The following is a 23,864-nucleotide window of genomic DNA, read 5'->3' on the forward strand; positions in this document are numbered from 1 at the left end:
GAATGCACGTTATACCTGTGACACAGTTCACGTATTTCCGAACACAAACACCGCTCATCCATGTCGCGGGGTCCGATATTCTAACATTCCCATTCATAGCCCGCAAAAACCACTCAGTATTCGATCCACGGTTTCGCGAGCATGTATGTCGCACGTTACGCGAGTTAGAGGGATACGCCGGAAACTGGGACGTAAGGCGGGTATGGAAGCGGGAGCGCCCAAAGTCTGTATGCACTGTGCTGCATTGCCAGAATTCGGACACCGGTCAGAGCGTCGCGGTCAAAGCCAATAGTAGGCGGAAGTTGAATGAACAGCATTTCATCGCATTTTCCGAATTACGAAGCTTCACGTCGCACTGCGTATCAACGCGCCACATGCCCGAAGATCACAGTTTCTTTGTCATGGATTGGATCGATGCGCCCACTCTCAACCGGCGGCTTCGGCCCGCGGAGTTAAAACGCCAAAAGGCGCTAACTATGGCCGGGGCATGGCTCTCAAGGCTGCAAAAAACTTCACTTGAACGCGCCATACCGGCTTCCAGTGCTCACTTCAGGATACGTCCGCCTCACGTATACCGCGGTATTGTAGGGACCGTCGCCAAAAGGCTGAGGCGGCGAGTGCGAGCACTTTCTCCGCTCACCGGCCCTGTGGTCTTACTGCACGGTGATTTCCACCCGGGAAATGTCTTCGTCAAAGGCACAAAGCTATTGGCATTTGATCGCCTGTTCAACAAGCATGGCATCGCGTATTTTGATGCCGCATGGTTCCTCTGCCATTTGGCACTCATGCGGGAACGCGCTCTGGAAAAAGAACGCCCGTGGTCGGGCGACCATGAAGCGGACCGCCGGTATTTTTTCCAAGGCTACGGAGCAATTGGTGAGAAAGAATTGCCAACTTTCGATCTAGTCGAGGACATTGCGCTCATAAAGATGTGGCAATCCCGTATTGTCGCTGGAAATCAGCGCGCTAATGGCCTTGTGAGGTCGTACGGCCTCCTTGAGGGAGCGGCTCGTAAGTAACGCCCGGGTCGGCTAGTGGCCGACTCCAAAGGCGTTACCGTTTGGACGAACGTTTCGACCACACCACTCGGAAGTCCGGGATTCAAATGACCTTGAAACCGTCGGACACAAGACCTGTGCTTGGGCGCTTCACGGTCAAGTACGATCTGCGAAGGCGAGAACCGACCGAACCCATCAAATGACCTCTGTGGGTCGCTCCTGCATAGCGGGATGATGTTAAGCGGATCTGCACGATTGTCAGAAGTGGGTCTGTATCCGCCCTGTTCGTACGGAGCAACTTGTTCGCTGGTCCTGATAGATTCCACGAGTCCGGTCCCATACTGCAAGGCGAACTGAAACGTCATTGATATCTGACGGGGAATCGCGACTGCTACGGCTGACGCCTCGACAATCGCATTGTTGGTCCAGCTGTCTCGGTATTTTCTCCCTCCCGGTCACACGATGCGCTACTGGAAGCGATTGCTGCGGGCCCACATGCGAAATCCACCGGCCCCGAGCGCTGTTCTCACCGAGCGGCGAGGTTTGCTGATTGCACAACACTGCCGTTGAACCATTTTCGGGCAAGGGCCGCTGTAGAGACAATCCGGACCTTGCCAAGAAACGTTCGACCGTCGCGAACGGCGGTGAGGAGCCCGAAGTGGAGGTGCCACTCCAAACGAGTTTCATTCCTTAGGCGTGTACCAGATGGGCGAGGTATACGCGCGTTCCTGGATTGAGATCGGAGCGCCCTCAGGGATTTCAACGCCAAAGACCTTCGCGTCGTAGGTCGTCCATCGCGGTGTGGGGATTTCCAACACGCGGACATAGTAGAACGCCCGCTGTGTCGGATCGAAATCCGGGTCTTCCCAAAAGCCAGCAAGGATCGCTTGGCCGATGTCATTGGTCCAGGTTGCCGCCTGCCGATCTACCGTATCGCCTACGGGACCATCACACCCGTCGGCCAGTAGGTTGCGACCGCCGCAAGCGATGTCGACGACCTTCTCAGCCGTGGTCCCGTCGGCTCTTAGCCAACCCTTCACAATTTGAATGCGGTCGAGGTTGGCGCCGTCAGGATCACGTAAGGCTCGGACAACGAACCGAGGCGAAGCGCCGTCGGAAGCTGGTGGCAAGTCCGCCCCCATTGGCACACCGTTGTCGTAACCATAGGCAGCAAAATCGGCACGCGGCAGATCGGCTTCGCCAAACCCATAGCCGGCGAATACTCGAACTCTCAACCTGGTCCCCGTCGTTGCGTAGACCTCTTTTCTCGCCAAGGCGTCCCAAATGCTCTCCCGCGTGTTCTCTCGGGACCAGACAGCGGCCAGTCCAGAAGCCGAGGTCTGCCATGCGTACTGCGCGACGATATCGTCACCCCCAATTCCGCCGACTACTTCCCGGAACCGGATTGGATCGGCTGTCGGTTCCACGGCCGAAACCTTGCCAAAGAAGTTGTTCTCTCCAGTTGTGGATAGCGAAGTGTGCGCGTCCGTTGACCCAACCAAACCAAACTTGAAGGGGTTCACGCCCGTCTCGGCTTCGTAGCCAAGCCCCCGGCGCAAAGCCATGCGCGCGTATTCCCGCGGCAGCATCTCCGGGGTCTTCGGCTCTGGGCCGAGTTGGCCTTTGTCCCAGGTCTCGAAGTCTGCGAACTCATCATCAGGCGACAGCATTGGGTGCGTCTCACCGTCGCCCTTCATCTGTGTCACCTCGTAGAGCGGCTCCCAGCGGGCGCGACGTGTGAAGTAGTCGACATCAAAGGGTTCGCCCGATAGGCGCACCTCGTCGAACATAAGCCCATTCGAAAGATTGCCATTGTGCGGAATGGCGAGAAGGCGCTGACCAGTAGTCTCCTCGGCCTGCTCCATCCAGGCCCACAGGTCTTCCGGATCGAAGCTGTCGAAGTTCGAGAAAGGGACGATATTGTCGGCGCCTTCCTTGCCACCCCGAAAGATCACGTTGCGATGCAGGTTGTTCCGGCCTGGGTTCGACGTCCATTCGAACCCGATCAACGCGGTGAAGAGACCAGGCTCGTTGTGCGCCTCAGCCGCCTCAGTGATGTTCGCCCAGGCGTTGACATAGATCTCGGGGTGGTCGGCGAGCGGGTCAACACCTCCTGCCTTGGATTGGCTCCAGATTGACCACGCCCCCGCGGGATCGTCCGCCTCCAGTGCCGCGTCAAGTTGTTGGCCAAACGCGGTCGACAGGAGCGTCGGGTCCTTCTGTGCAAGAAGCGGGGCAAGTCCGAGGTTCTCGGCGTGGTCAGCCACAACCAAGAAATCAAGGCTCCTCTCGAGCCGCGCCTCGACGCCCGTGCTGGACGTAACCGTCTCGCCTTTGGCGAAGCGAAACGCGTCATCTGGTCCTAGAACGTTGCCCACCATGCCCGCATCCGCAGAGTACGAGGTGTGGAGATGGGTGTCGCCGAAGAAGACCTGATTGGGGAAACTCTGCTTCGGATACGGCGAGTATTGTTCAGCAGTGGGTTGCGTGCCCGGAATGTCCTGTGCAGATGCCATTCCGCCGAATATCATGGCGACAAATAAAGAAAGCCGTTTCATAAGTATCCCCTAATTTCGGTGCCTATTCTGTTTATTAGCAAAGGCCCCTAAACTGAGCGACAAATCTGTATCATTCGCTGAACGGCGGCTCTGCCCGACTGCTCGGACCTTTGTTGAGGCCGCCGCTTACGACGGCTCCCCGCCCATTTTGAAGAATACAGCAATCGGCGTGGACGGCCGCATCCAGCCGCGGAGCCATCTTCCGAGCGGTTTCGAGGGCAATGACAGTCGTCTCACGTGACCCATAGACTCCACGAGACCACTCTTCCGCACCAACTGGAATCGCTCTGGCACCTCCCGCACACATATTCAAATCCGGTCGCAATCCGCCGATTCCCTCGGCACAAGGCGGCCCCGCGCGAAAAGGCGGATGTGCTCGCCGCGCAGGCGGTATATGGCTCGTCTGACATCTGGAGCCGCCAGCAATGGCAGGTACAATACGAGGGTGCATCATGGCCAACAAGACAACCGATCACATATGCTGGGGCATCCTCGGTTGCGGCGATGTCTGCGAGGTGAAAAGCGGCCCGGCGTTGCAAAAGGCTGGCCGCTCCTCGGTCCGGATCGTGATGCGCCGCGACGGCGCCAAGGCCGCGGACTATGCCCGCCGGCACGGCGTCGCCCACTGGACCGACGATGCCGACACGCTGTTGACCGATCCCGAGATCGATGCCGTCTATATCGCCACGCCGCCTTCTACCCATGCCGATTACGCCATCCGGGCCGTGCAGGCTGGCAAGCACGTGCTGCTTGAAAAGCCGATGGCGCTGACGGTGGCCGAATGCGATGCGGTGATTGCCGCCCAGAAATCGACGGGACGCAAGCTCTGTGTCGCCTACTACCGGCGGGCCTTGCCGCGGTTCGAGCATTTCCGCCAGATCGCACAGTCGGGCGAGATCGGCGCGCTTCGCATGGTCGAGATCCGCCACTTCCTGCCCACGGAAGCCCGCCCCGACCAGCCCTGGAAGATCGACCCGGCGATTGGCGGTGGCGGTTTCTTCACTGATATGCAGACCCACACGCTCGACTGGCTCGGCCATGCCTTCGGCGCGCCCGTCGCCGTGCGGGGTCTGCGCAAGTTTCAGGCCGGCGCCTATGCCGCCGAAGACCTCGTTAGCTACATCCTCGATTTCGATGGCTTTCCCGCCATGGGTCTCTGCGCCTATGCCGTCGATCACCGCGAGGAAGGCGTCACGCTCCACGGCAGCGAAGGCTCCGCGCAGATGGGCTTTTTCCGACCCTCCGCGATCACCCTGACCCGCGCCGGGGAGACCAAGGAGGTCGAGCTTCCCGACCCGCCCCATGTCCACCAGCCCTTCGTCGAACGCGTGGTCGCACATCTCCTCGACGACGCGCCAAATCCCTGCAGCGCCGATGCGGGACGACAGGTCAACGCGCTTGTCGAACGCATCTTCGCGGGCATCTGACTACGCGCCCTTGGTCGCGCGAGCACCGCCGTGAACACGCGGTTGCGTCCGATGCCCATCACTTCGGCAACCTGCCCCTGCCCTTGCAACTGCTTCAGGATCGTCTTCGCCGAGGCTCGCGACAGCGAGGTTGTGTTGGTGATCCGCCGCGTTGTGACGACCGGATCCCGCAACAGCGCCTTCACCACCAGCGACAAGTCCCTCGCCACCCCGGTCCACCGCCTTGGGGCCGGCGCTCCGAGTTGAAGTGGCTTGGGACCGAGGCATGGACGGCGGCGAACATCTGCGAGGTTCCTCGGCTAGTCTTGAGACAATTGAACGGGTCGCGTTTCGTCATTCAAGAACGCTACCGGCGCTCTGCCCCGTTGCAAGCCAAGTTCCCCTGACATGGCCCCGCTGAGCGCTGACGGCAGTCAAACACACGTTCCTCTGGCAAGACCACGGAATCACTTGACGACGGAAAGGAACGCACTCTACCAATTGGTAGGTTACTAATTGGTAGCAAACAGGGAGGATACAATGTTTGCCCACAAGGGAACTCTTCTGGCGGCCGCCGCGCTGGCGGCGCTGACGCTTTCCGGCACGTCCGCGGTAGCTGAGTGGAAACCGGACAAGCCGATCAACATCATCGTGCCCTGGTCGGCCGGCGGATCGACGGATCAGGTGACGCGCGTGGTCGCGCCGATTCTGGAGGAGGCACTCGGAACGCCAATCGTGATCGTCAACCAGCCGGGCGCGTCCGGCTCGATTGGAACGAAGGCAGCCCTCGATGCCCCGCGCGACGGCTATACCTGGACCGCAAACGCGATCGCCAATAACGCGACCTATGCCGTGACCGGCATGATCGAGGACACCTCGATTGACGATTACCACATCTACCTGCACGTCGCGAACGTGCCCGTTGTCAGCGTCAACGCCGACGCACCGTACCAGGATTTCGGGGAACTCCTCGAGGCGATGAAGGCCGATGACGTGACGGTTGGGACCGCCGGCGTGAATTCCTCGGGCGGCATGGCGCTTGCCGCAATCAAGGAGGCTGCCGGCGAGCTCGGCGCTAGAATGGTGACCTATGACGGCGGCAACCCGGCTGTTCTGGCAGCGGCCTCGGGCGAGGTCATTGCGACGACACAGCTTGCAGTCGAGCAGACAGAGATGATCAAGGCCGGCAAGTTGCGTGCACTTACCGTGCTCTCGAACAAGGAGTTGATTGTCGAGGGGCTCGACCCGATCCCGCCAATCACTAACTGGCTGTCAGATATGCCCGTGGCTCCGGACTACTTCGGTGTCTTCATCCCGACGGGAGCGGACGACGAGGTCTACGCAACCGTGGACAAGATCTGGGAAGAGAAAGTCATGAACTCCGAAGCGCTCAAAGCCTACGCCACCGAGCGGGGCGCGGATTTCGACCCGAGCTTTGGTGACATGGCACGCGAGCGCGCCATGCCGGTCGTGATCGCAGAGGCCTGCGCCCGCGTGACCCGCGGCGAGGCGGTGCTCGACCCGTCCGAGATCGGAATTACCTGCCCGGCTGAATAGCCACCACTCACAAGGCCCGCGCGGGGCCAAGGCCCCGCGCATCTTCTACGCCCTGGCCGGTGGCCGGGAACTCCCAGGACCCGAATTCATGCGTTTCGATTCTGCAACCGCCGACCGCCTGACAGCGGCCGCCTTCTTCGCGCTCGGCGCCGCCATGACGTGGGGCGGATATGAGATGGACCGGCTGGAGATCCGGCAGATCCACCCCGCCTCCATTCCAGGCCTGGTGCCAATGATCCTCGGCGCCGCGCTGATGCTCTGCGCCTTCCTGCTGGCGCTCAGCGCCAAGCGGACGCCGCGCGAGGCGGACACCGGGAGCGGATCCTGGAAGGATTTCGGCTTCACCGCGATCTGGAGTTGCGTCTTCGCACTCGGTCTTGTCAGCCGTATCCCCTTCGTGCTTGCCTCCGGCCTCTATATCGCGGGCTTTGCCGGATGGTTCCTGATCCCCGCTGCAACGGATAGCCGAGGCCGCCTCAGAGCGGTGCTCTTGGTGCTGCTCTTCGGCGCCGTCACCGCCACCGCCATCTCGGCCCTCTTCCGCTACGGTTTCCTGGTGAGGTTGCCCTGATGGACGCCCTGACCAGTTTCCTCGCCGCTCTGGCCGCGCTCGCCACGCCGATGTCGGTCTTCCATGTCGCCTGGGCGACGCTGCTGGGCATCTTCGTTGGCTCCCTGCCCGGGCTGACGGCGACGATGGGCGTCGCGCTGCTGACCACGCTGACCTACACAATGGAACGCGACACCGCGATCCTGGTGCTGATCTGCATGTATGTGGGCGCGATCTACGGCGGCTCGCGCTCGGCGATCCTGCTCAACATCCCCGGCACCCCGGCCTCTGCGGCCACCTCGCTCGACGGCTATCCTCTCGCGCAGGCCGGCAAGGCCGGCTACGCCATGGCGCTGGCCACAGCCGGTTCCGCCATGGGCACGCTGGTCGGCATCGTCATGCTGGTGCTGCTGGCGCCGCCGCTGGCGGAAATCGCGCTCGATTTCGGCTCCTTCGAATTCTTCTGGCTCGCCGTTTTCGGCATCGTCATCTCCGGCCAGCTGACCGGCGGCGTGACCCCGCTCAAGGGCTATATCGCCGGGCTCCTGGGCCTGATGGTGGCGATGATCGGCTCTGAGGGCATCCATGCCCATGTCCGTTTCAATCTCGGTTTCGACCAGATGAATGGCGGCATCGGCCTCATCCCGGCCATGGTCGGCGCTTTCGGCTTCGCCGAGGTGCTCACCGTGATGTGGCGCAACAAGCCCGAACTGGTGGAGAAAGAGGCCACGAATGACCGCGTGCTGCCACGGATCGCGGACCTGATCCGCTACAAGTTCACCATCCTCCGCTCCGGTGTGATTGGCACGCTGGTGGGCATCATCCCCGGCGTCGGCGAGGATATCGGCGCCTGGGCCTCCTACGCCGCCGCCAAGCGCACCAGCCCTGAGAAGGAGGAGTTCGGCAAGGGCTCGCAGGAGGGGCTGACCGCCGCCGAGACAGGAAACTCCGCCGTCGTGCCCGGCTCGCTCATCCCGGCGCTGACGCTGGCCGTGCCCGGCTCGGCACCCGCAGCGGTGCTGATCGCGGCGCTCTTCATCCACGGCATCCGGCCCGGCCCGATGATCATGGTCGAGCAGCCCACCTTCATCTATTCCATCGCCGCCATGCTGGTCTTTGCCACCATAGCGATTGCGATCTATGGGCTCTCGCTCACCCGACTCTTCATCCTGGTGCTCAAGATCCCGCGCGAGATCCTGATGCCGGTGGTCTTCACCCTCTGCGTCATTGGCCCCTACGCGCTCACCCAACGGGTTTTCGATATCTGGGTGATGGTGGCGTTCGGGTTGATCGGTTTCCTGCTCCGGCAGATGAAATACCCGATGGCGCCGCTGGTGCTCGGCATCATCCTCGGCGCGCTACTGGACAAAAGCCTGCGCCGCGGGCTGACGCTGTCGGACGGCTCGCTGGAGCCCTTCTTCACCCGCCCGATCTCGGCTTTCTTCGTGCTGGTGATCGTGGTGAGCATCGCAATGGGCCTGCCGCCGGTGCGGCGGGCGATAGGGCGGCTGACATCCCGCCGCCAAGGCGAGAGCAGATCATGAGCGATACGGAAAAGACCAAACCCGCCCGCAGGGACGCGGCCGCCACCCAAAGGCGCATCCTGGACGCAGCCCTGACCGAGTTCTCGACCCATGGCCATGGCGGCGCCCGGATCGACCGGATCGCCGAGGCCGCCGCCGTCTCCAAGCCGATGATCTACAGCTATTTCGGCGACAAGGAGGAGCTCTACAAGGCTGCGCTCAAGGAAAGCTACGTCCAGATCCGGCAGGGCGAGCGTGCCATCGATACAGATCACATGACGCCCGAGGAGGCGATCCGCGAGCTGGTCCGCTTCACCATGGACCATTTCATCTCCAAGCCCTGGTTCACCTCCATGCTCAACACCGAGAACCTGCGCGGCGGGGTGGCGGTGCGGGAGATCGAGAACCTCAGCGATATCCAGTCCCCGCTGATCGTCCAGATCGGTGAAATCCTGGATCGCGGCGTGGCCGAGGGCAGCTTCCGCAAAGGGATCGACCCGACGGAGCTCTATATCACCATCGCCTCGCTCTGCTTCTTCCCGGTCTCCAACAAGCACACCTTGCGCGTCGTCTTCGAGACCCCGATCAACGAGGCCTGGCTAATGCGCCACGCGGCCGAGGCCGGCGAGATGGTAATCCGCTATCTCCGCCCCGATGCGGGAGCGGCGTCGTGATCGCGTTATCACTTTGCAACGAGTTACTTGCGGACGACGGGCTGTCTCTGGACCAGCAATGCGAGATTGCGGCCGCGCTCGGCTACATGGGGCTGGAATTGTCGCTCGGCAGCCTCGCCGCGCAGCCGCACCTTTTGAGTGACGGCGATGCCGGCGAAATACGACAAACCATCGAGAGTCATGGTCTGCGCGTCACCGGATTGCACTGGCTATTGGCCCCTTATCCCGAACTGTCGATCACCGATCCTGCCATGCGGCTGGAAACGCAGGCTGTACTCTCCCGACTGGTTAACCTCTGTGCCGCGCTCGGTGGGCGGGTACTTGTCCATGGCTCGCCCGCGCAGCGAGAACCAGTTTCCTCCGACCCGGCGTCTGGCAGTATCGGACAGCTAGCCGACTTCTTCGCCCCCATCGCAAGGGCAGCCCGAGAAGCCGATGTGACCTATTGCATCGAGCCGCTTTCCCGAGCCGAAACCCCGGTCATCAACACGATCGCCGAAGCTGCGCGTCTGGTGGAGGCCATAGGCTCGCCGGCCTTCCGCACCATGATCGATACCTCCGCTGCCGGGCAGGTCGAGGCGCAACCCGTGGCTGAGTTGCTTCGGGAGTGGCTGCCCACCGGCGTGCTGGCGCATGTACAGGTCAACGACACCAACCGTGGCGCGCCCGGAATGGGCAGCGATCCATTCCCCGACATCGTTTCGGCGCTTCGCGAAACCGGCTGGCCGCATCCGGTCGCTATCGAGCCCTTCCGCACCTGCATTGATGGAACAACAACCGCCGCTATCGGCGCGGCCACAATTCGCGCCTGCTGGTCCGCCGCAGGCCGCGCAGAGGACTGAGAAAGGAAACCGCAAAATGGAACAAAAACGCATCGGGATCATCATGCATGGCGTTACAGGCCGCATGGGGATGAACCAGCACCTCATCCGCTCGGTTCTGGCCATCCGGAAGCAGGGCGGCGTGGCGCTGGCGGACGGAACCATGCTGATGCCCGACCCCATCATCGTCGGCCGTAACGCCGACAAGGTGGAGGCGCTCGCCGCCGCCCACGGCATCGCGCGCTGGACCACGGACCTTGACGCGGCGCTGGCCAACCCTGAGGACGAGCTGTTCTTCGATGCCGCCTCAACCCAGCTTCGCCCGGACCTTCTGCGCAAGGCGATCGACTCGGGCAAGCACGTCTATTGCGAAAAGCCGGTTTCCGAAGGGCTGGACGAGGCATTAGCCATCGCGCGCTACGCCCGCGAGAAAGGCGTCAAGAACGGCATTGTGCACGACAAGCTGGACCTTCCGGGCTTGCTCAAGCTCAAGCGCCTGCGTGACAGCGGCTTCTTTGGCCGGATCCTCTCGGTGCGGGGCGAGTTCGGTTACTGGGTGTTCGAGGGAGACTGGATGCCCGCGCAACGGCCGAGCTGGAACTACCGCGCCGCCGATGGCGGCGGGATCATCTCCGACATGCTCTGCCACTGGCGCTACGTGCTCGACAACACCATCGCGCCGGTGAAATCGGTCTCCTGCCTCGGCGCGACGCATATCCCTAAACGGTGGGACGAACAGGGAGCGGAATACGTGGCGGATGCCGACGACGCGGCTTATGCGACCTTTCTGCTGGAGGGCGATATCGTCGCCCATATCAACTCAAGCTGGTGCACGCGGGTGCGGCGCGACGATCTGGTGACCTTCCATGTGGACGGCACGCATGGATCGGCGGTAGCTGGTCTGCATTCCTGCCGAAGCCAGGCCCGGGTGAATACGCCCAAGCCGGTGTGGAATCCGGACGAGCCGCAAACGCTCAATTTCTTCGACGGCTGGGAAGAGGTGCCGGACAATCAGGTCTTCGACAACGGCTTCAAGGTGCAATGGGAGCAGTTCCTGCGCCATGTGGCTGAGGATGCACCGTGGAACTACACGTTGGCCGAGGGCGCCAAGGGCGTGCAACTGGCCGAGGCCGGGTATCAGAGCTGGCGCGAGCGGCGCTGGATCGACTTGCCCGCGCTGGGGGTCTGAACATGGCGACCCTGAACCTTCCCGGAGGCGCGGTGACTCTGGTCGCTGGACCGGCGCCCACAGCCGCGACCGGTTGGACCCGGACGGCCTATGCCGCCGCGCACGTGGTGGCAGACCCGTTGGCCGACAACGACCCGTGGCTCGATTGCGCAGTGGACTGGGAGCGCACGCTGGCCTTCCGCGAGCATCTCTGGTCGCTCGGCTTCGGCGTGGCCGAGGCGATGGACACGGCGCAGCGCGGCATGGGGCTGGACTGGCCGACCTCGCTGGAACTGATCCGCCGGTCGACGGCGCTGGCAAAGGCCGGTGGGCACCTGATCGCCTCCGGTGCGGGCACAGACCACCTCGCGCCTAGTCCGAGCGTCACCGTGGACCATGTAATCCGGGCCTACGAGGAACAGTGCGAAGCGGTAGAAGTCGCCGGATCCCGCGTGATCCTGATGGCCTCGCGGGCACTGGTTCAGGCCGCCAAAGGTCCCGACGATTATGCCCGCGTCTACGAGCGGGTGCTCGGTGGGCTGGAGCAACCGGCCATCCTTCACTGGCTGGGCGAAATGTTCGACCCGGCGCTCGCCGGCTATTGGGGCGCGGCCGACCACATGGAGGCCATGAACTCGGCCGTATCGGTGATTGCGGCCAATGCCGCAAAGGTGGACGGCATCAAGATTTCGCTGCTATCGGCGGAAAAGGAGATCGCCATGCGCCGCCGCCTGCCCGAAGGGGTGCGAATGTACACCGGCGACGATTTCAACTATCCCGACCTGATCGCCGGGGATGACCAAGGGTATTCCCACGCCTTGCTCGGGATATTCGATCCGATTGCCGGTGTCGCTGCGCGCGCTCTCGGGCAGCTTGGGCAGGGCGACGTCGAAGCCTACCACGCGACCTTCGCCCCCAGCGTTCCGCTGTCCCGCCACATCTTCCGGGCCCCGACCCGGTTCTACAAAACCGGTGTCGTCTTCATGGCGTACCTATGCGGTCATCAGGATCATTTCACGATGATCGGAGGACAGGAGAGCGCGCGCTCGACCCTGCACCTTGCCGAGATCGTCCGCATGGCGAATGCCTGCGGTCTGTTCACCGATCCGGAACTGACCGCAGCGCGCGCCCGCCCTGTGTTCGCGGCACGGGGAGTGGAGGTCTGACATGCTGACACCTGATCGAATCTCGCTCAACACGGCCACGGTCAAGGAACAGTGGACCCTCGCGCAATGCATCGAGGGATGTGCACGCCACGGTCTGGGCGGCATCTCTCCCTGGCGCGACAAATTGCAGGAGATGGGGGTAACGAACGCCGCAAAGGCAATCCGCGACACCGGAATTCGGGTGTCGGGCCTGTGTCGCGGTGGCTGGTACACCGGGGACGGAGCCCTCACCAACGCGGTGCTCGACGACAACCGCCGCGCCGTGGACGAAGCCGCCGGGATTGGGGCGGAATGCCTCGTGATGGTCGTGGGAGGGCTGCTTCCGGGCTCGCGCGATATCGGTGCCGCGCGCGCGATGGTCGAGGAAGGCCTGGCGCATACGCTCGACTACGCCCGAACGGCCGGCATAAATGTTGCCATCGAACCGCTGCACCCGATGACAGCCGCCGACCGCGCGGTCGTCAACACACTTCGGCAGGCTCTGGATATCTGCGACAGGCTCGGCCCCGGGATCGGCGTGGCCGTCGATGTCTACCACGTCTGGTGGGACCCGGAGGTCAAGGCGCAGATCCGCCGCGCCGGAAAAGACCGGCTGATGGCGTTCCATATCTGCGACTGGCTGGTGCCGACCACCGATCTGCTGAACGACCGGGGCATGATGGGGGATGGAGTGATCGACATTCCCGGGCTTAGGGCCGAAGCGGAAAGCGCCGGGTTCGACGGGTTGAACGAGGTGGAGATCTTCTCGACCGGAAACTGGTGGCAACGCGATCCGGACGAGGTTCTTTCGACGATTGTCGAACGTGGCCGGATAGCCTGCTGACAACGCTCACTCCGGCGTCCACCGGAGTTGACGCAATCTGCCGAGACTCGAAGTCCACCGCGTTTGGAATGCAGCATCGGCAACGAAATTCGGGCCGAAGCCGTTCCACCAGTGCTGGTCCGTCTCATGACTGACATCGACGCCGCGCGCGTGCCGCTACTTGCAATTCGATACTTAACAACCCTTGCGACAGAACAGCTGCCATGGGCTCGATCTGTGCAACCGATCCGCCTTGTCCAATGCCTGCGGTTCCAGGCTCTGCAACCGCCGGCACCGTCGGTATGGTTATTCGGGTGTCGGCGCTCTCTGATCTTGGTCCACCACATAGTACCGAACGTCGGAAATCGAGAGATCGGCCTCGAACGCCCGACCGATGGCCACGATCCCGATTCTGCGAAGCCTCTCGAGCCTCAGCGGTCGCTCCGTTCGGTGCGGCGCAAACTCCGAAAACGGAAAATGCACCGTCGTCCAGGTGGGCGGTGCGCGGAAGCTCTGACGGTAGGATTCCCACGGGCGCCGAATGTCCGACGTTCGAAGATGCAGATTGTAGGTCTGGTCATTGCCGAAGACGTCAATCCGGATTCCGGTCCAGCGGCTTGCGTCGACTTCGTCGCCCGCTTCGCCGAGATCGAGAGCCACTTGAAGGAACCCGCCGTTGTTCTCCAAGCTGACATCGCCACGCATGCGAACAGCGTTACGGCCGGCAACCAGTTCGCGGGACATCGTGCCAGCCGACACGCCACCCATGACGCGATCGGAAACCAGCACCCAGCCGTTTCCGGTGACAGCCATCGGCGGCGCGAAACGAAGGTCGTCGATCACTTCCAGGGCTTCGGTCATTTCATATGCACCTCTTCCACTAGGCGACGATCTAGATGCTTCTGTGCGGCACTCAATACGCCCCCAGCACGGCCCCGTCAGGCGATCCGAACTGGCAGCCGCTTCCGCCCCCAGTCGCCGGGCGGGCCCTCAATGACACCGGGGAAGGCGCCGCCGCAATTCAGGCAATGGCCGTCGTCGGTCAGGCGCCATTCCGAGAGTTGGTACCAGTCACGGCCGATCACCAGACTGCCGCAATTCGCGCAATAGCTTGAATCCGCGGCCTTGTGATGGGTGTTCCCGACGTAGACGTGGTGCGCGCCGGCGGCCTTGGCGATCTCCCGCGCGCGCAGCAGTGTCGCCTGCGGCGTGGGCGGCACGTCGCGCATCCGGTGATCGGGGTGAAAGGCCGAGAAATGCATCGGCACATCCGGCCCCAACCGGTCAACTACCCATTCGGCCATTTCCGTCACTTCCCGGTCGCTGTCATTCCAGTCCGGGATGAGGAGCGTCGTGAGTTCCACCCAACAGTCGGTCTCCTTCACAACATACTCGATGGTCTCCAGTACCGGCGCGAGGTGGGAGGCGGTGAGGTCGTGGTAGAACGTCTCGGTGAAGGCCTTCAGGTCGATGTTCGCCGCATCCATGTTCGCGAAGAACTCAGCACGCGGCTCCGGCGTGATGTAACCCGCAGTCACAGCAACGCTGCGAAGTCCCTTTTCATGGCAGGCATGCGCGATGTCGACGGCATACTCGTGGAAGATCACTGGGTCATTGTAGGTAAAGGCAACAGACGCCGCACCCGCCCGCTCCGCCGCGTTGGCGATCATTTCGGGCGTTGCATAGTCCGAAAGGCTCGCGACCTCGCGGCTCTTTGAGATTTCGTGGTTCTGGCAGAACTTGCACGCAAGGTTGCACCCAGCCGTGCCGAAACTCAGGACCGGTGTGCCAGGGAGGAAGTGGTTGAGCGGCTTCTTTTCGATCGGATCGATGCAGAAACCGGAAGATCGGTTGTAGGTGTCGAGGACGATCCGGTTACCCTCTGACTTGCGCACGAAACACAGCCCCCGTTGGCCCGGCTTCAGCGCGCAGTAGCGTGGGCACAGCTCGCATACGAGCCGCCCATCCTCGGGCTGTAATGACCAGAAACGCGCCGTCTCCAATGTCTCCTCTCCAACTTTTGTGATCACACCCCATATAGGTCGTGAACGCGCCCACAGAAGGGAACGCGTTGCCGATAGGAGAATGATAATCGAACGTACCTGCCGTTTTGCCGGCATGTTTTTCCCTGCGGATCGCGCACAGCTTGCCGCCGCAGTGCAGACCCATCTTAAAGCGGCTGAGGACGCGGGCTCGACCGGGGCGGCCGAGCCGCGCGCCATCGTCTCTGCCCACGCCGGCTATCAGTATTCGGGACGCTTTGCCGGGCTTTCCTTCGCCTCGGTCACCTGGAAGCCTGCGCGGGTCGTCGTGATCTCTCCCTCGCACAGGCATCGGTTCCGGGGCCTTGCCTATCCGTCGCAAGACGTCTTCTCGACCCCAGTGGGCGCCTTGGCCATAGATCGCGCCGCCTGCGCATCGCTCGGCGAAGCCGGTCTGGCGCATGAAGAAGATGCGGCACACGACAATGAGCACGGCATCGAGACACAATTGCCTTTCATCCGCACACTATGGCCTGAAGCGCGGATTGTCCCACTGGTTTGCGGCGACGTACCGCCCGAGAAGGTCGCGGCGGCGATCGATGCACTCGCCGGACCGGAAACTCTGGTCGTGCTGTCCTCTGATCTCAGTCATTTCCTCACTCATGAGGAGGCCCGTCGGAAGGACTCCGAAACCGCGTGGTTGATCGAAACGGGTGATGCGGAAGCACTGACTCCATACCATGCCTGTGGCGCATGCGGCATTCAGGGCTGGCTGATGTCGCAATCCGGGCAGGCGGCGAAGGCCTTGAGGCTTGGAATGGGTGACAGCTCAGCTGTCACCGGAGATCATTCCCAGGTCGTCGGATATGGTTCATGGGCGTTCTATCCGGAAGGTGCCCCCATTCTAAGCCGCAGATCGCAGGAAGAACTACTTGGGCTTGCGCGGGGCACCATAGCGGGTCGTCTTGCGGAAGGCCGCGGTGCCACGTCTTCCCCGGAGCACGCGTCCGCGCCGCTACAGACGGTGGCGGCCAGTTTCGTGACGCTGACGCTGGATGGAGACTTGCGTGGTTGCATCGGTTCGCCAACGGCTCGGAGACCTCTGGCCATGGACGTGGCGGAAAACGCAATCGGCGCAGGGTTCCGCGATCCGCGTTTCGAGCCTTTGACGGCGGCGGAGTTGCCGGACCTGCGCATCAAGGTCGCGGTTCTCGGCAAGGCCGTTAAGATGGCCTTCGCCGATGAGGAAGACGCGTTGTCCCGGATAGAACCCGGGCGCGACGGGCTGATCTTGTCAACGGCGGCGCACCGCGGACTACTGTTACCGGCGGTATGGGAGACCCTTCCGCAGCCACGGGCCTTCCTGGAAGCCCTCAAGCTCAAGGCAGGACTTCCAAGGCGCTATTGGAGCGAGCACGTGACCTTGCACAGGTTTCGGGTGGAAAGCTTCTCTGAGTCCGTCTCGTCTTCGTTGCGCACGTGTGCACGAACGGGCGGGGCGCCGGCCTCGAACGCATCTTGGGTCGACTCCACTAGCTCGGAAACTGAGATGTGAACGTCGGGAGTGTTCGCCTTCGTGGGCAGGCTTCCCGTAATCGCAATGCGGATGAAGCAGGGCCTGATCGTGATGGTTGCACGGTCTGGATAGGCCGGCCGCGGTCCGGCCGGTACGGTCAAGGGTGCGGCCGAGGGTGTTCGGCCAGGTCAGGCGACTTGGCGGGACCGTGCATCCACTTCGTGAGCGCCTGACGTTCCTCTTCGGAGAAGAAGAGCCATTTTGCGTCTGCGGGCTTTTGCTTCTTGCAGCCCGGGCAGGGATTGTCTGAGTTCTTGCACATGTCTCCTCCTCCAGTGCTGCTGTCCGGAAATTCAGGCCGCCACGGCCGAAGCTGACGGCATTCGCCCCAGCGCTTCTATGAAGAACGGGCGGAATCCTTCCGGATGTTCGCTCATCGGGAAATGCCCAAGCTCGTCCATCACGGCGAGCGTCGCGCCGGGAATGGCACTGGCTGTGCGTTCGGCATCTTCGGGCGTGCAGGTCAGGTCATAGGCGCCGACGATGATGTGGACGGGCGCTCGGCTCGTGTCGATCTGGCCCAGACGCGGGATCAGGCTTTCGTCCCTGGTGTAGAAACTCAGATCTCCGCGGAACACGCCCGGCCCGCTCTGCATGAACATCCAGAGTGTGTTCCAGCGTTCGGCCTGCGGCGCGTAGGGAGAGATATTGGCGGAGACCAGCGCCGCACCCATCTCGCCGCCATGCGCGTCGGGGCGGTGGAACCAGTCGATATCGTACCAGGCGGGCTGGAAATCCGACGCCTCGATGGCGATGAAGCCGGAAAACCGGTCGGCATGTAGTGCGGCCAGTTGCAGCGCGATCCGCCCGCCCATGGAACATCCCGCCAGCACCGGGCGCTCCAGCCCAAGTCCGTCGATCACGGCGAGCACCGTTTCGATGTAAGCTTCGGTTGTCAGAAGGTATTCCTCCGTCTCGAAGCCTTCGGGAGGCAGCGACTTGCCGTGCCAAGGCATGTCAAAGGCGATCAGGCGATTTGACGCGGTGATCTCGGCGTCGTTCATCAGGTGGCGCCACTGGCGGGTATCGGCCCCGGCAGTGTGCAGGCAAAGGACCGGACGGCCTTGCCCGGCTTCCTCGAAGTAAATGCGGTGCGGGGTACCAGCCACCTCAACGGTCATGTAGCGCCCGGTGATCGGTTCGATACTCATGCGACAGCTTCCTCCGCGGTGCGTGGCAACGCCATGACTTCCTTGAAAAAACGAAGGTTTTTGACAAGGGTGAGTATGTCGCCGTCGATCCGGCCGCGACCGATTTTCACCAATCCAAAGATGTCATGGAAGCCAGGTTCGGGGCGCGCTTTCCAGAACTCTTCCAGTGCCTCGGCATCGGTTCGCAGGGCAAAGCACCATGGTGTCTTTCGGCTTGGACCATTGACCACGGACAAGAGGCGGCCCTTTTCGAAGGAGAGGTAGAACTCGTCGCCGTCCACCACGACCAGGACCGTCTCGGAGAAGAGGCGGCCAAGCCGCAGAAGGTGCGGCGCGCCTTCGAGCCGGGATTGGATCTGCCTGAACTTGTCGAACACCGGGGCCTCCCTTGCGGCTGTCTGCTTGGGACTTGCTGCCATGCCACGGGCCTAAGAGGCCATGCTGCTACGGGTATGGGTCGATACTCTCGCGCCAAGCGGCGATCAGTTCATGGCCCCAAAAGAGGTGCGACCGCTTCTTCTGCTATACTGCTCTTGGGCGGTATTACCCGATACCGTCGCAGGCATTGGGCAAAGGCGCGGTCTGGGTGAAGGGTGATGGCAGACACGGGGCGGTGGAGCGCCCCCTGCCAGACCCAGAATGCCAGGAGGAGGAAAACCCATGGGCATCGTCAACAAGGACAACATTACCGACGTCGTGATCGCGAGCCTTGGAAAGCATGGCGAGATCACCGAGCGCCAGCGTGAGATCATGACCTCGCTGATCAAGCACATGCACGGTTTCGTCAAAGACGTGAAACTGCAACACAGCGAATTCCTCGAAGCCTGCGCCTATCTCGAGCGCGCGGGAAAGCTCTGCAACGACAACCGTCAGGAATTCATCCTTCTCGCCGACATCATCGGGGTCGAGGTTCTGGTCGACATGATGACAAACCCGGTCGAAGGAAACGCCAGCGAATCCACGGTGCTCGGCCCGTTCTACCGTGAGAACCCGCCGGTCCTGCCAAAGGGCGCATCGACTATCCTGAAGCACTTCGAAAACGAAGAAACAGCCTATTACGAAGGCTACATTCGTGATCAGGCCGGCAATGGCATTGCCGGCGTAACCATGGATGTCTGGGAAGACGCCCCAAACGGCGTCTACGAGAACCTCGACCCGCATCAGCCCGAGTACAACCTGCGCGGTCGCTTTGAAACCGACGAGACCGGCCATTACGCCTTCGTCGCCGTACGGCCGGTTCCCTATCCAATTCCGGAAGACGAGACTGCGGGCGAGCTTCTGCACTTCATGGGGCACCACCCGAACCGCCCCGGCCACATGCACTTCATCATTTCAAAGGAGGGCTACCGCCCGCTGATCAGCCAGATCTATGACGCCGATAGCGACTGGCTGAACAACGACAGTGTCTTCGCCGTCAAGGAAAGCCTGATTGGCAAGTTCAAGCCGGCAGCCAAGGATCTTGGTACCGACCTGCATTTCGAGTTCGATTTCGTTCTCAAGGAGAACGCCGAAGCGCAGGCCGTGGCTGCCGAGTAACTCCCGACACCTCCCTGAATATTGGCCCCTGAAACCTCGGGGGCCTTTTTTCATTTGGCAGCTTGCCGTAGATTTCCTGATTGGGGGGAGACGGGGCAATGAACTTCAAGCAACTGAACTACTTCATTGCGGTCGCGGAGGAGTTACATTTTGGCCGCGCCGCCGAACGGCTCGACATGGCGCAGCCGCCCCTGAGCCGTCAGATCAAGCAGCTGGAAGAAGACCTGGAAGCAACGCTTATCAACCGCGGCCGCAGTGCGATCAGCCTGACGCAGGCGGGCGAACGCCTGCTTGAGCGGGGTAAGAACATCATTGCGCAGATGGAAGACACCCGGCTCGAAGTGCGCCGGCTGGGACAGGGAGCCGAGGGACGCCTGCGGGTCGGTTTCGTCGGCTCGGCCACGTACGGGATCCTGCCGAACATTATCAAGTCGTTTCGCGCCAATTACACCGACATCAACCTTAGCCTCAATCCGATGAACAACGCGCAGTTGCACCGTGCATTGGTTTCTCGCGAGATCGACGTGGCCTTTGCCCGCCCGGCTCTGAACGATCCCGAGTTCGTCACCAAGGAACTGATGGAGGAAAAGCTGATCCTCGCGCTTCCGGACACACTCGACACGGGAACGCGGACCGTGGCCAAGCTGGAACGGCTCGCCACCCATTACCTGATCCTCTACCCGGAATATCCCCGGCCCAGCTACGCGGACATGGTGCTGGGCGCCTGCGAAGAAGCGGGGTTCGAGGTTCCACTGCGCATCTGGTGCATGGATCTGCAAACGGCGCTCAGCCTGGTCTCCGTCGGCGAGGGCGTCTGTATCGTCCCGGACTCGGTGGCAACCGCCCCTCGAAAAGGCATCAAGTTCCTGACAATCGAACCAGAGATCGCCCGCACATACCTCTCGCTGAATTATCGGCTCGACGAGCAGGGCGTGCATGTTCAGAACTTCGTGCGCATCGCCCAGAAGGTTGCGCGGAAGACGTTCTGAATTGGAAAAGCCCGCCACGCGGCGGGCTTTGCGAGCGTCTTCGGTGGTTGGGTCTCAGACCCCGAGCCAGGTGTGCTGGACAGTATCATCCGCCCGGATGTCGTCGGAGCTGCCGGTCCAGACAATCTGACCCTTGCCGACAACAACGACATCATCGGCGAGCGACGTGGCAAAGCCGAAATTCTGTTCGACCAGGATCATCGACAACCCCGCCTCCTTCAACTCCTGCAGCTTGTCGTGGATCAGCTTCACGATAATCGGTGCGAGCCCCTCGGTTGGTTCGTCCAAAATCAGCAGCCGGGGATTCATCAGCAGGGCACGCGCGATGGCCAGCATCTGCTGTTCGCCTCCGGAAAGCTGGGTTCCCCCGTTATCCATGCGCTCGCCCAGACGCGGGAACAGGTCCACAACCCGCTCCATCGTCCAGTCCGCGCCATTGCTGCCGAACCTTTTGGCGGCGATTTCAAGGTTTTCCCGCACAGTTAGGGACGGGAAGATGTCGCGGGTTTCGGGCACATAGGCGATGCCGCTCTTGGCAATGTCGAAGGGGCGCCCGGCGATCGGCTTGCCATCAAAGGCGATCTGGCCCGATTTCAGCGGCAACAACCCCATGATCGTCTTGAGCGTTGTCGACTTGCCGGCGCCGTTGCGCCCGAGGATGGCCAGCACCCGGCCTGTCTGCGCTTCCAGCGTGAGGCCATGGAGCACCTGCGTCTCGCCATAGCCGGATTCAACGGCATTGAGTTCAAGCATCCTCCCAACTCCCCAGATAGATTTCCTTGAGCAATTTCGACCCGCGCGCGGCCTCCGGCAGCCCGTCAAAGACGACCTCGCCATAGTTCAGAACGGTGATCGTGTCGGCCACGTCGAAGGCCAGGTCCATGTCATGTTCGATGATGAGCATGGTCAGATCGCGCGGCAGGTTGTTCAGCAACTCGTGAAAGCCCTTGGACATTTCCGGCCCGACGCCGCTGGTGGGTTCATCCATCAGCAGGACGAGCGGACGGGTTGCCAGCGCGACGCCAACCTCGAGCTGCCGCCGCACGCCATAGCTGACTTCCGACACTGTGGCGTGGAGGTATGGCATCAGGTTCACCTGCTCGGCCACGTCGTCGACGATCTCGCGCACTTCGGGCCGCGTCAGGCTATCGTGCCAGAGGCGCGTGGCGTTGTCGGTGTGAACCGCCGCCGCCAGGCCGAGATTTTCCTCCACGGTCAGGCCGTCGAAAAGCGTGTTCTTCTGATAGCTGCGGGACAAGCCGCGCCGGGCCCGGTTGGCAACCGGAAGGGCGGTCACATCCTCGCCGGCGAGGTGAACCGAGCCGCTATCGGGCGTCAGCTCTCCCACTAACTGGTTGAACAGTGTCGTCTTGCCCGCGCCGTTCGGCCCCAGAATGACCCGCCGCTCGCCGCGTTCCAATTTCAGCGACACGTCGCGGGTGACGTGGACGGCGCCAAAGCTCTTGTCCAGGTTGCGTGTCTCAAGCATCGCTCACGGCCTCCTCGGGTTCGGGGTCTCGGGTGGCATCGGATAGGCGTCGTTCGATCCAAGCCCCCGAGTGGGACTCGACCCATCCGAAGATGCCATTTGCACGGCTCATGACGACGCCGATCAGGATGACGCCCACCACGAGGTGCCAGTAGCTGGTCAGCGCGCTCACCTCGTGCTTGAGCACGACGAAGGCGACGGCGCCGACCAGTGGCCCAACGAGCGTTCCGAGGCCACCAAGGATGACAACGACAAGCGCTTCGCCCGAAACGGTCCAGCTGAGAAGGCCGGGCGAGATATACATGATATGCTGGGCGGCAAGCGTCCCGGCGAGGCCGGCGATCATCCCGGACAGGCCGAAGACATCCGCCTTCACCCGCCAGACCGTGAGCCCGAGGGCCCGCATCCGCTGCTCGTTATGCATTACGCCCGTCAGCGAGCGCCCGAGTCCGGACCGCAGGATCAGCACCGACGCTCCATAGACGGCGCCAAGGATGGCAAGGCAGAACAGCGCGAAGCTGCGGCTATCCGTGAGGTCGATGCCGACAAGGCTAAGATCCAGCCGCGAAATGCCTCCCAGCCCGTCATCGCCACCGAAGACCGGCGACTGGAAGACGTAGGAATAGGCCATCTGCCCGAAGGCAAGCGTCGCCATGATGAAATAGATGCCGTGGCTGCGCGAGCCGATCGCGCCGATCACCCAGGCCGCTGCGCCCGTCACGGCGACAGCCCCGCCCATGGCCACCGGCGGGGCGACGCCCGCTTTTGTCGAGAAAAGCGCATAAGCGTAGGCGCCAACGCCCATCAGCGCGCCGTGGCAGAGAGAGACCATGCCTCCGAAGCCGGCAACGATATCGAGCGCGAGCACGAGAATGGCAAGGATCAGGATTTCCGTGAGGATTTCGAGCCCGAAATATTCGGCCGTGAAGGCCTGGAACAGCGCGCCGGAAGCCAGCAGCACAAGAACCGTGTAGCGAAGTGCGTTGTGACGAAACATCGACCTATCCTTTCGCCGGGAAGAGGCCCACGGGCTTGATCACGAGGACCGCAGCCAACAGGGCGTAGATGAGAACGGAAGCGAGCTGCGGAGCCAGAACCGCGCCGAAGGTCTGCACGAAGCCGTAGATCAGCGATCCGGTGACCGCCCCCTTGAGCGACCCCAGCCCACCGATCACGATGACGATGAGGGTCGGGATGAGGATCTGAAGCCCCATGTCCGGCGTCACGCTCAGCAGAGGCGCCGCCACCACGCCGGCGAGCCCGGCAAGAGCGCAGCCCACGCAGAAGACGATGAAGAACAGCCGCTCGACATTGATCCCGAGGCAGGCCGCCATCGCGTCATTGTCGACGCCGGCGCGGATCATCGCGCCGATCTGCGTCCGGCCCAGAACGAAGGCGAGCGCTCCGAATATGAAAAGCCCGAGTGCGATGATGAATATCCGATAGGTCGGATACTCGATCCCCAGTATGGCCGTGCGGCCATCCAGAAGCGCAGGCACCTCGATTGCGAGCGCCAGGTCGCCCCAAAAAATCCGGGTGAGGTCCAGCAGGGCGAAGATCAGCCCGAAGGTCACCAGCACCTGCGCCATGGGGCCCGATTTGCGCATCCGCTTGATCAGCCCGGAATAGAGCAGGATGCCCACACCGGCGACGGCGACGGGCGCGAGGAAGAACCCCATCCAGTAGCCGCCGATCGCCGCCAGCGAGGCCGCGAAATAGGCGCCGAGCGCGTAGAGTGAGCCATGCGCGAGATTGACGAAATGCATCAGCCCGAAGATGACGGTCAGGCCGATGGACAGAAGAAAGAGAAGCATGGACAATTGCAGCGCATTGAGAGCCTGAAGTGTCCAGAAGCCAAGATCATGTGCCATGGGCGATCCCTTCCGCGTTGAAGGCCCGGCCGCGGCGTCGCGGCCGG

The 23,864-nt window shown here is 62.4% G+C and carries 22 protein-coding genes and 2 pseudogenes; 13 read left to right on the top strand and 11 right to left on the bottom strand.

Annotated elements, in window-relative coordinates; all coding sequences use genetic code 11:
* The first annotated feature begins 302 nt into the window (after positions 1-302).
* Positions 303-1,019, top strand: coding sequence for a phosphotransferase family protein (locus tag ARC39_RS25365; protein ID WP_161470979.1), 717 nt, complete (start codon positions 303-305; stop codon positions 1,017-1,019).
* Between the two features lie 662 nt (positions 1,020-1,681).
* On the opposite strand, the gene ARC39_RS16030 is transcribed toward ARC39_RS25365, so the two are convergent.
* Positions 1,682-3,556, bottom strand: a complete 1,875-nt coding sequence (locus ARC39_RS16030) for a DUF3604 domain-containing protein (RefSeq protein WP_078059307.1) — start codon at positions 3,554-3,556, stop codon at positions 1,682-1,684.
* Between the two features lie 452 nt (positions 3,557-4,008).
* On the opposite strand from ARC39_RS16030, the gene ARC39_RS16035 reads away from it, so the two are divergent.
* The 9 genes from ARC39_RS16035 (at position 4,009) to ARC39_RS16075 (ending at position 13,244) form a co-directional block, all read left to right on the top strand.
* The gene (locus tag ARC39_RS16035; RefSeq protein ID WP_068115849.1) at positions 4,009-4,983 is read left to right on the top strand and encodes a Gfo/Idh/MocA family protein; all 975 of its coding nucleotides are present in this window, start codon (positions 4,009-4,011) and stop codon (positions 4,981-4,983) included.
* 519 nt (positions 4,984-5,502) lie between these two features.
* On the top strand, positions 5,503-6,519 hold the full coding sequence (locus ARC39_RS16040; protein WP_068115850.1) for a tripartite tricarboxylate transporter substrate binding protein: 1,017 nt from the start codon (positions 5,503-5,505) through the stop codon (positions 6,517-6,519).
* Between the two features lie 88 nt (positions 6,520-6,607).
* Positions 6,608-7,090 carry a tripartite tricarboxylate transporter TctB family protein gene (locus ARC39_RS16045; RefSeq protein ID WP_068115851.1) on the top strand — a complete coding sequence of 161 codons (483 nt, stop codon included), beginning with the start codon at positions 6,608-6,610 and terminating at the stop codon, positions 7,088-7,090.
* Positions 7,090-8,613, top strand: coding sequence for a tripartite tricarboxylate transporter permease (locus tag ARC39_RS16050; protein WP_068115852.1), 1,524 nt, complete (start codon positions 7,090-7,092; stop codon positions 8,611-8,613). The genes ARC39_RS16045 and ARC39_RS16050 overlap by 1 nt, the downstream gene beginning before the upstream one ends.
* Positions 8,610-9,266 (top strand): TetR/AcrR family transcriptional regulator, encoded by a 657-nt coding sequence (locus ARC39_RS16055; RefSeq protein WP_068115853.1) that lies wholly within the window; start codon positions 8,610-8,612, stop codon positions 9,264-9,266. The genes ARC39_RS16050 and ARC39_RS16055 overlap by 4 nt, the downstream gene beginning before the upstream one ends.
* Complete coding sequence (locus tag ARC39_RS16060; protein ID WP_068115854.1) at positions 9,263-10,108, top strand: sugar phosphate isomerase/epimerase family protein; 846 nt, start codon at positions 9,263-9,265, stop codon at positions 10,106-10,108. Before ARC39_RS16055 ends, ARC39_RS16060 begins: the two co-directional genes overlap by 4 nt.
* 16 nt (positions 10,109-10,124) lie before the next feature.
* A complete protein-coding gene (locus ARC39_RS16065; protein ID WP_068115855.1) occupies positions 10,125-11,276 on the top strand; it encodes a Gfo/Idh/MocA family protein in 1,152 nt (383 codons plus the stop codon).
* Between the two features lie 2 nt (positions 11,277-11,278).
* Positions 11,279-12,421: a dihydrodipicolinate synthase family protein gene (locus ARC39_RS16070; RefSeq protein WP_068115856.1), complete on the top strand. Its 1,143-nt coding sequence runs from the start codon at positions 11,279-11,281 to the stop codon at positions 12,419-12,421.
* A gap of 1 nt (position 12,422) precedes the next feature.
* On the top strand, positions 12,423-13,244 hold the full coding sequence (locus ARC39_RS16075; protein ID WP_068115857.1) for a sugar phosphate isomerase/epimerase family protein: 822 nt from the start codon (positions 12,423-12,425) through the stop codon (positions 13,242-13,244).
* A gap of 285 nt (positions 13,245-13,529) precedes the next feature.
* Here ARC39_RS16075 and ARC39_RS16080 read toward each other — a convergent pair whose 3' ends face one another.
* Positions 13,530-14,084, bottom strand: coding sequence for a CIA30 family protein (locus ARC39_RS16080; RefSeq protein WP_068115858.1), 555 nt, complete (start codon positions 14,082-14,084; stop codon positions 13,530-13,532).
* A 77-nt stretch (positions 14,085-14,161) separates the two neighbouring features.
* A complete protein-coding gene (amrS, locus tag ARC39_RS16085; RefSeq protein ID WP_078059309.1) occupies positions 14,162-15,343 on the bottom strand; it encodes an AmmeMemoRadiSam system radical SAM enzyme in 1,182 nt (393 codons plus the stop codon).
* Here amrS and amrB point away from each other — a divergent pair.
* A pseudogene (gene amrB / locus ARC39_RS16090) lies at positions 15,309-16,643 on the top strand (AmmeMemoRadiSam system protein B); the annotation flags it as partial. The gene amrS and the pseudogene amrB sit on opposite strands and share 35 nt — an antisense overlap.
* A gap of 14 nt (positions 16,644-16,657) precedes the next feature.
* On the opposite strand, the pseudogene ARC39_RS26265 reads toward amrB, so the two are convergent.
* The 4 genes and pseudogenes from ARC39_RS26265 to ARC39_RS16100 all read right to left on the bottom strand — a co-directional run.
* Positions 16,658-16,828 (bottom strand): annotated as a pseudogene (locus tag ARC39_RS26265) (3-keto-5-aminohexanoate cleavage protein); the annotation flags it as partial.
* Positions 16,829-16,878: 50 nt separating this feature from the next.
* Complete coding sequence (locus ARC39_RS25880; protein WP_161470980.1) at positions 16,879-17,043, bottom strand: hypothetical protein; 165 nt, start codon at positions 17,041-17,043, stop codon at positions 16,879-16,881.
* A gap of 31 nt (positions 17,044-17,074) precedes the next feature.
* Positions 17,075-17,932 (bottom strand): alpha/beta fold hydrolase, encoded by an 858-nt coding sequence (locus ARC39_RS16095; protein WP_068115860.1) that lies wholly within the window; start codon positions 17,930-17,932, stop codon positions 17,075-17,077.
* On the bottom strand, positions 17,929-18,351 hold the full coding sequence (locus ARC39_RS16100; protein ID WP_201455763.1) for a hypothetical protein: 423 nt from the start codon (positions 18,349-18,351) through the stop codon (positions 17,929-17,931). The genes ARC39_RS16095 and ARC39_RS16100 overlap by 4 nt, the downstream gene beginning before the upstream one ends.
* A 241-nt stretch (positions 18,352-18,592) precedes the next feature.
* Here ARC39_RS16100 and ARC39_RS16105 point away from each other — a divergent pair, with 241 nt between their 5' ends.
* The gene (locus ARC39_RS16105) at positions 18,593-19,468 is read left to right on the top strand and encodes a dioxygenase family protein (protein WP_068115862.1); all 876 of its coding nucleotides are present in this window, start codon (positions 18,593-18,595) and stop codon (positions 19,466-19,468) included.
* A 98-nt stretch (positions 19,469-19,566) separates the two neighbouring features.
* A complete protein-coding gene (locus ARC39_RS16110; protein ID WP_068115863.1) occupies positions 19,567-20,457 on the top strand; it encodes a LysR family transcriptional regulator in 891 nt (296 codons plus the stop codon).
* A gap of 54 nt (positions 20,458-20,511) precedes the next feature.
* On the opposite strand, the gene ARC39_RS16115 is transcribed toward ARC39_RS16110, so the two are convergent.
* From ARC39_RS16115 to ARC39_RS16130, 4 genes are read right to left on the bottom strand one after another with little or no spacing between them, the layout of a single operon-like run.
* Positions 20,512-21,210, bottom strand: coding sequence for an ABC transporter ATP-binding protein (locus ARC39_RS16115; RefSeq protein WP_068115864.1), 699 nt, complete (start codon positions 21,208-21,210; stop codon positions 20,512-20,514).
* A complete protein-coding gene (locus tag ARC39_RS16120; protein ID WP_068115865.1) occupies positions 21,203-21,946 on the bottom strand; it encodes an ABC transporter ATP-binding protein in 744 nt (247 codons plus the stop codon). Before ARC39_RS16120 ends, ARC39_RS16115 begins: the two co-directional genes overlap by 8 nt.
* Positions 21,939-22,943, bottom strand: coding sequence for a branched-chain amino acid ABC transporter permease (locus ARC39_RS16125; RefSeq protein ID WP_068115866.1), 1,005 nt, complete (start codon positions 22,941-22,943; stop codon positions 21,939-21,941). Before ARC39_RS16125 ends, ARC39_RS16120 begins: the two co-directional genes overlap by 8 nt.
* Positions 22,944-22,947: 4 nt before the next feature.
* Entirely contained in the window at positions 22,948-23,817 is an 870-nt protein-coding gene (locus ARC39_RS16130; protein ID WP_068115867.1) for a branched-chain amino acid ABC transporter permease, read from the bottom strand.
* Positions 23,818-23,864: the final 47 nt, after the last annotated feature.

This window comes from Tropicimonas marinistellae (genome assembly GCF_001509585.1).
Classification (GTDB): Bacteria; Pseudomonadota; Alphaproteobacteria; order Rhodobacterales; family Rhodobacteraceae; genus Tropicimonas; species Tropicimonas marinistellae.

Coding starts and splice junctions, on each gene's coding strand:
- ARC39_RS16045 (WP_068115851.1), top strand. CDS start 6,608: ATGCGTTTCGATTCTGCAACCGCCGACCGCCTGACAGCGGCCGCCTTC.
- ARC39_RS16080 (WP_068115858.1), bottom strand. CDS start 14,084: ATGACCGAAGCCCTGGAAGTGATCGACGACCTTCGTTTCGCGCCGCCG.
- ARC39_RS16055 (WP_068115853.1), top strand. CDS start 8,610: ATGAGCGATACGGAAAAGACCAAACCCGCCCGCAGGGACGCGGCCGCC.
- ARC39_RS16040 (WP_068115850.1), top strand. CDS start 5,503: ATGTTTGCCCACAAGGGAACTCTTCTGGCGGCCGCCGCGCTGGCGGCG.
- ARC39_RS16105 (WP_068115862.1), top strand. CDS start 18,593: ATGGGCATCGTCAACAAGGACAACATTACCGACGTCGTGATCGCGAGC.
- ARC39_RS16035 (WP_068115849.1), top strand. CDS start 4,009: ATGGCCAACAAGACAACCGATCACATATGCTGGGGCATCCTCGGTTGC.
- ARC39_RS16030 (WP_078059307.1), bottom strand. CDS start 3,556: ATGAAACGGCTTTCTTTATTTGTCGCCATGATATTCGGCGGAATGGCA.
- ARC39_RS16100 (WP_201455763.1), bottom strand. CDS start 18,351: ATGGCAGCAAGTCCCAAGCAGACAGCCGCAAGGGAGGCCCCGGTGTTC.
- amrS (WP_078059309.1), bottom strand. CDS start 15,343: ATGCCGGCAAAACGGCAGGTACGTTCGATTATCATTCTCCTATCGGCA.
- ARC39_RS16115 (WP_068115864.1), bottom strand. CDS start 21,210: ATGCTTGAACTCAATGCCGTTGAATCCGGCTATGGCGAGACGCAGGTG.
- ARC39_RS16050 (WP_068115852.1), top strand. CDS start 7,090: ATGGACGCCCTGACCAGTTTCCTCGCCGCTCTGGCCGCGCTCGCCACG.
- ARC39_RS16120 (WP_068115865.1), bottom strand. CDS start 21,946: ATGCTTGAGACACGCAACCTGGACAAGAGCTTTGGCGCCGTCCACGTC.
- ARC39_RS25880 (WP_161470980.1), bottom strand. CDS start 17,043: ATGTGCAAGAACTCAGACAATCCCTGCCCGGGCTGCAAGAAGCAAAAG.
- ARC39_RS16130 (WP_068115867.1), bottom strand. CDS start 23,817: ATGGCACATGATCTTGGCTTCTGGACACTTCAGGCTCTCAATGCGCTG.
- ARC39_RS16065 (WP_068115855.1), top strand. CDS start 10,125: ATGGAACAAAAACGCATCGGGATCATCATGCATGGCGTTACAGGCCGC.
- ARC39_RS16070 (WP_068115856.1), top strand. CDS start 11,279: ATGGCGACCCTGAACCTTCCCGGAGGCGCGGTGACTCTGGTCGCTGGA.
- ARC39_RS16095 (WP_068115860.1), bottom strand. CDS start 17,932: ATGAGTATCGAACCGATCACCGGGCGCTACATGACCGTTGAGGTGGCT.
- ARC39_RS16075 (WP_068115857.1), top strand. CDS start 12,423: ATGCTGACACCTGATCGAATCTCGCTCAACACGGCCACGGTCAAGGAA.
- ARC39_RS16125 (WP_068115866.1), bottom strand. CDS start 22,943: ATGTTTCGTCACAACGCACTTCGCTACACGGTTCTTGTGCTGCTGGCT.
- ARC39_RS16110 (WP_068115863.1), top strand. CDS start 19,567: ATGAACTTCAAGCAACTGAACTACTTCATTGCGGTCGCGGAGGAGTTA.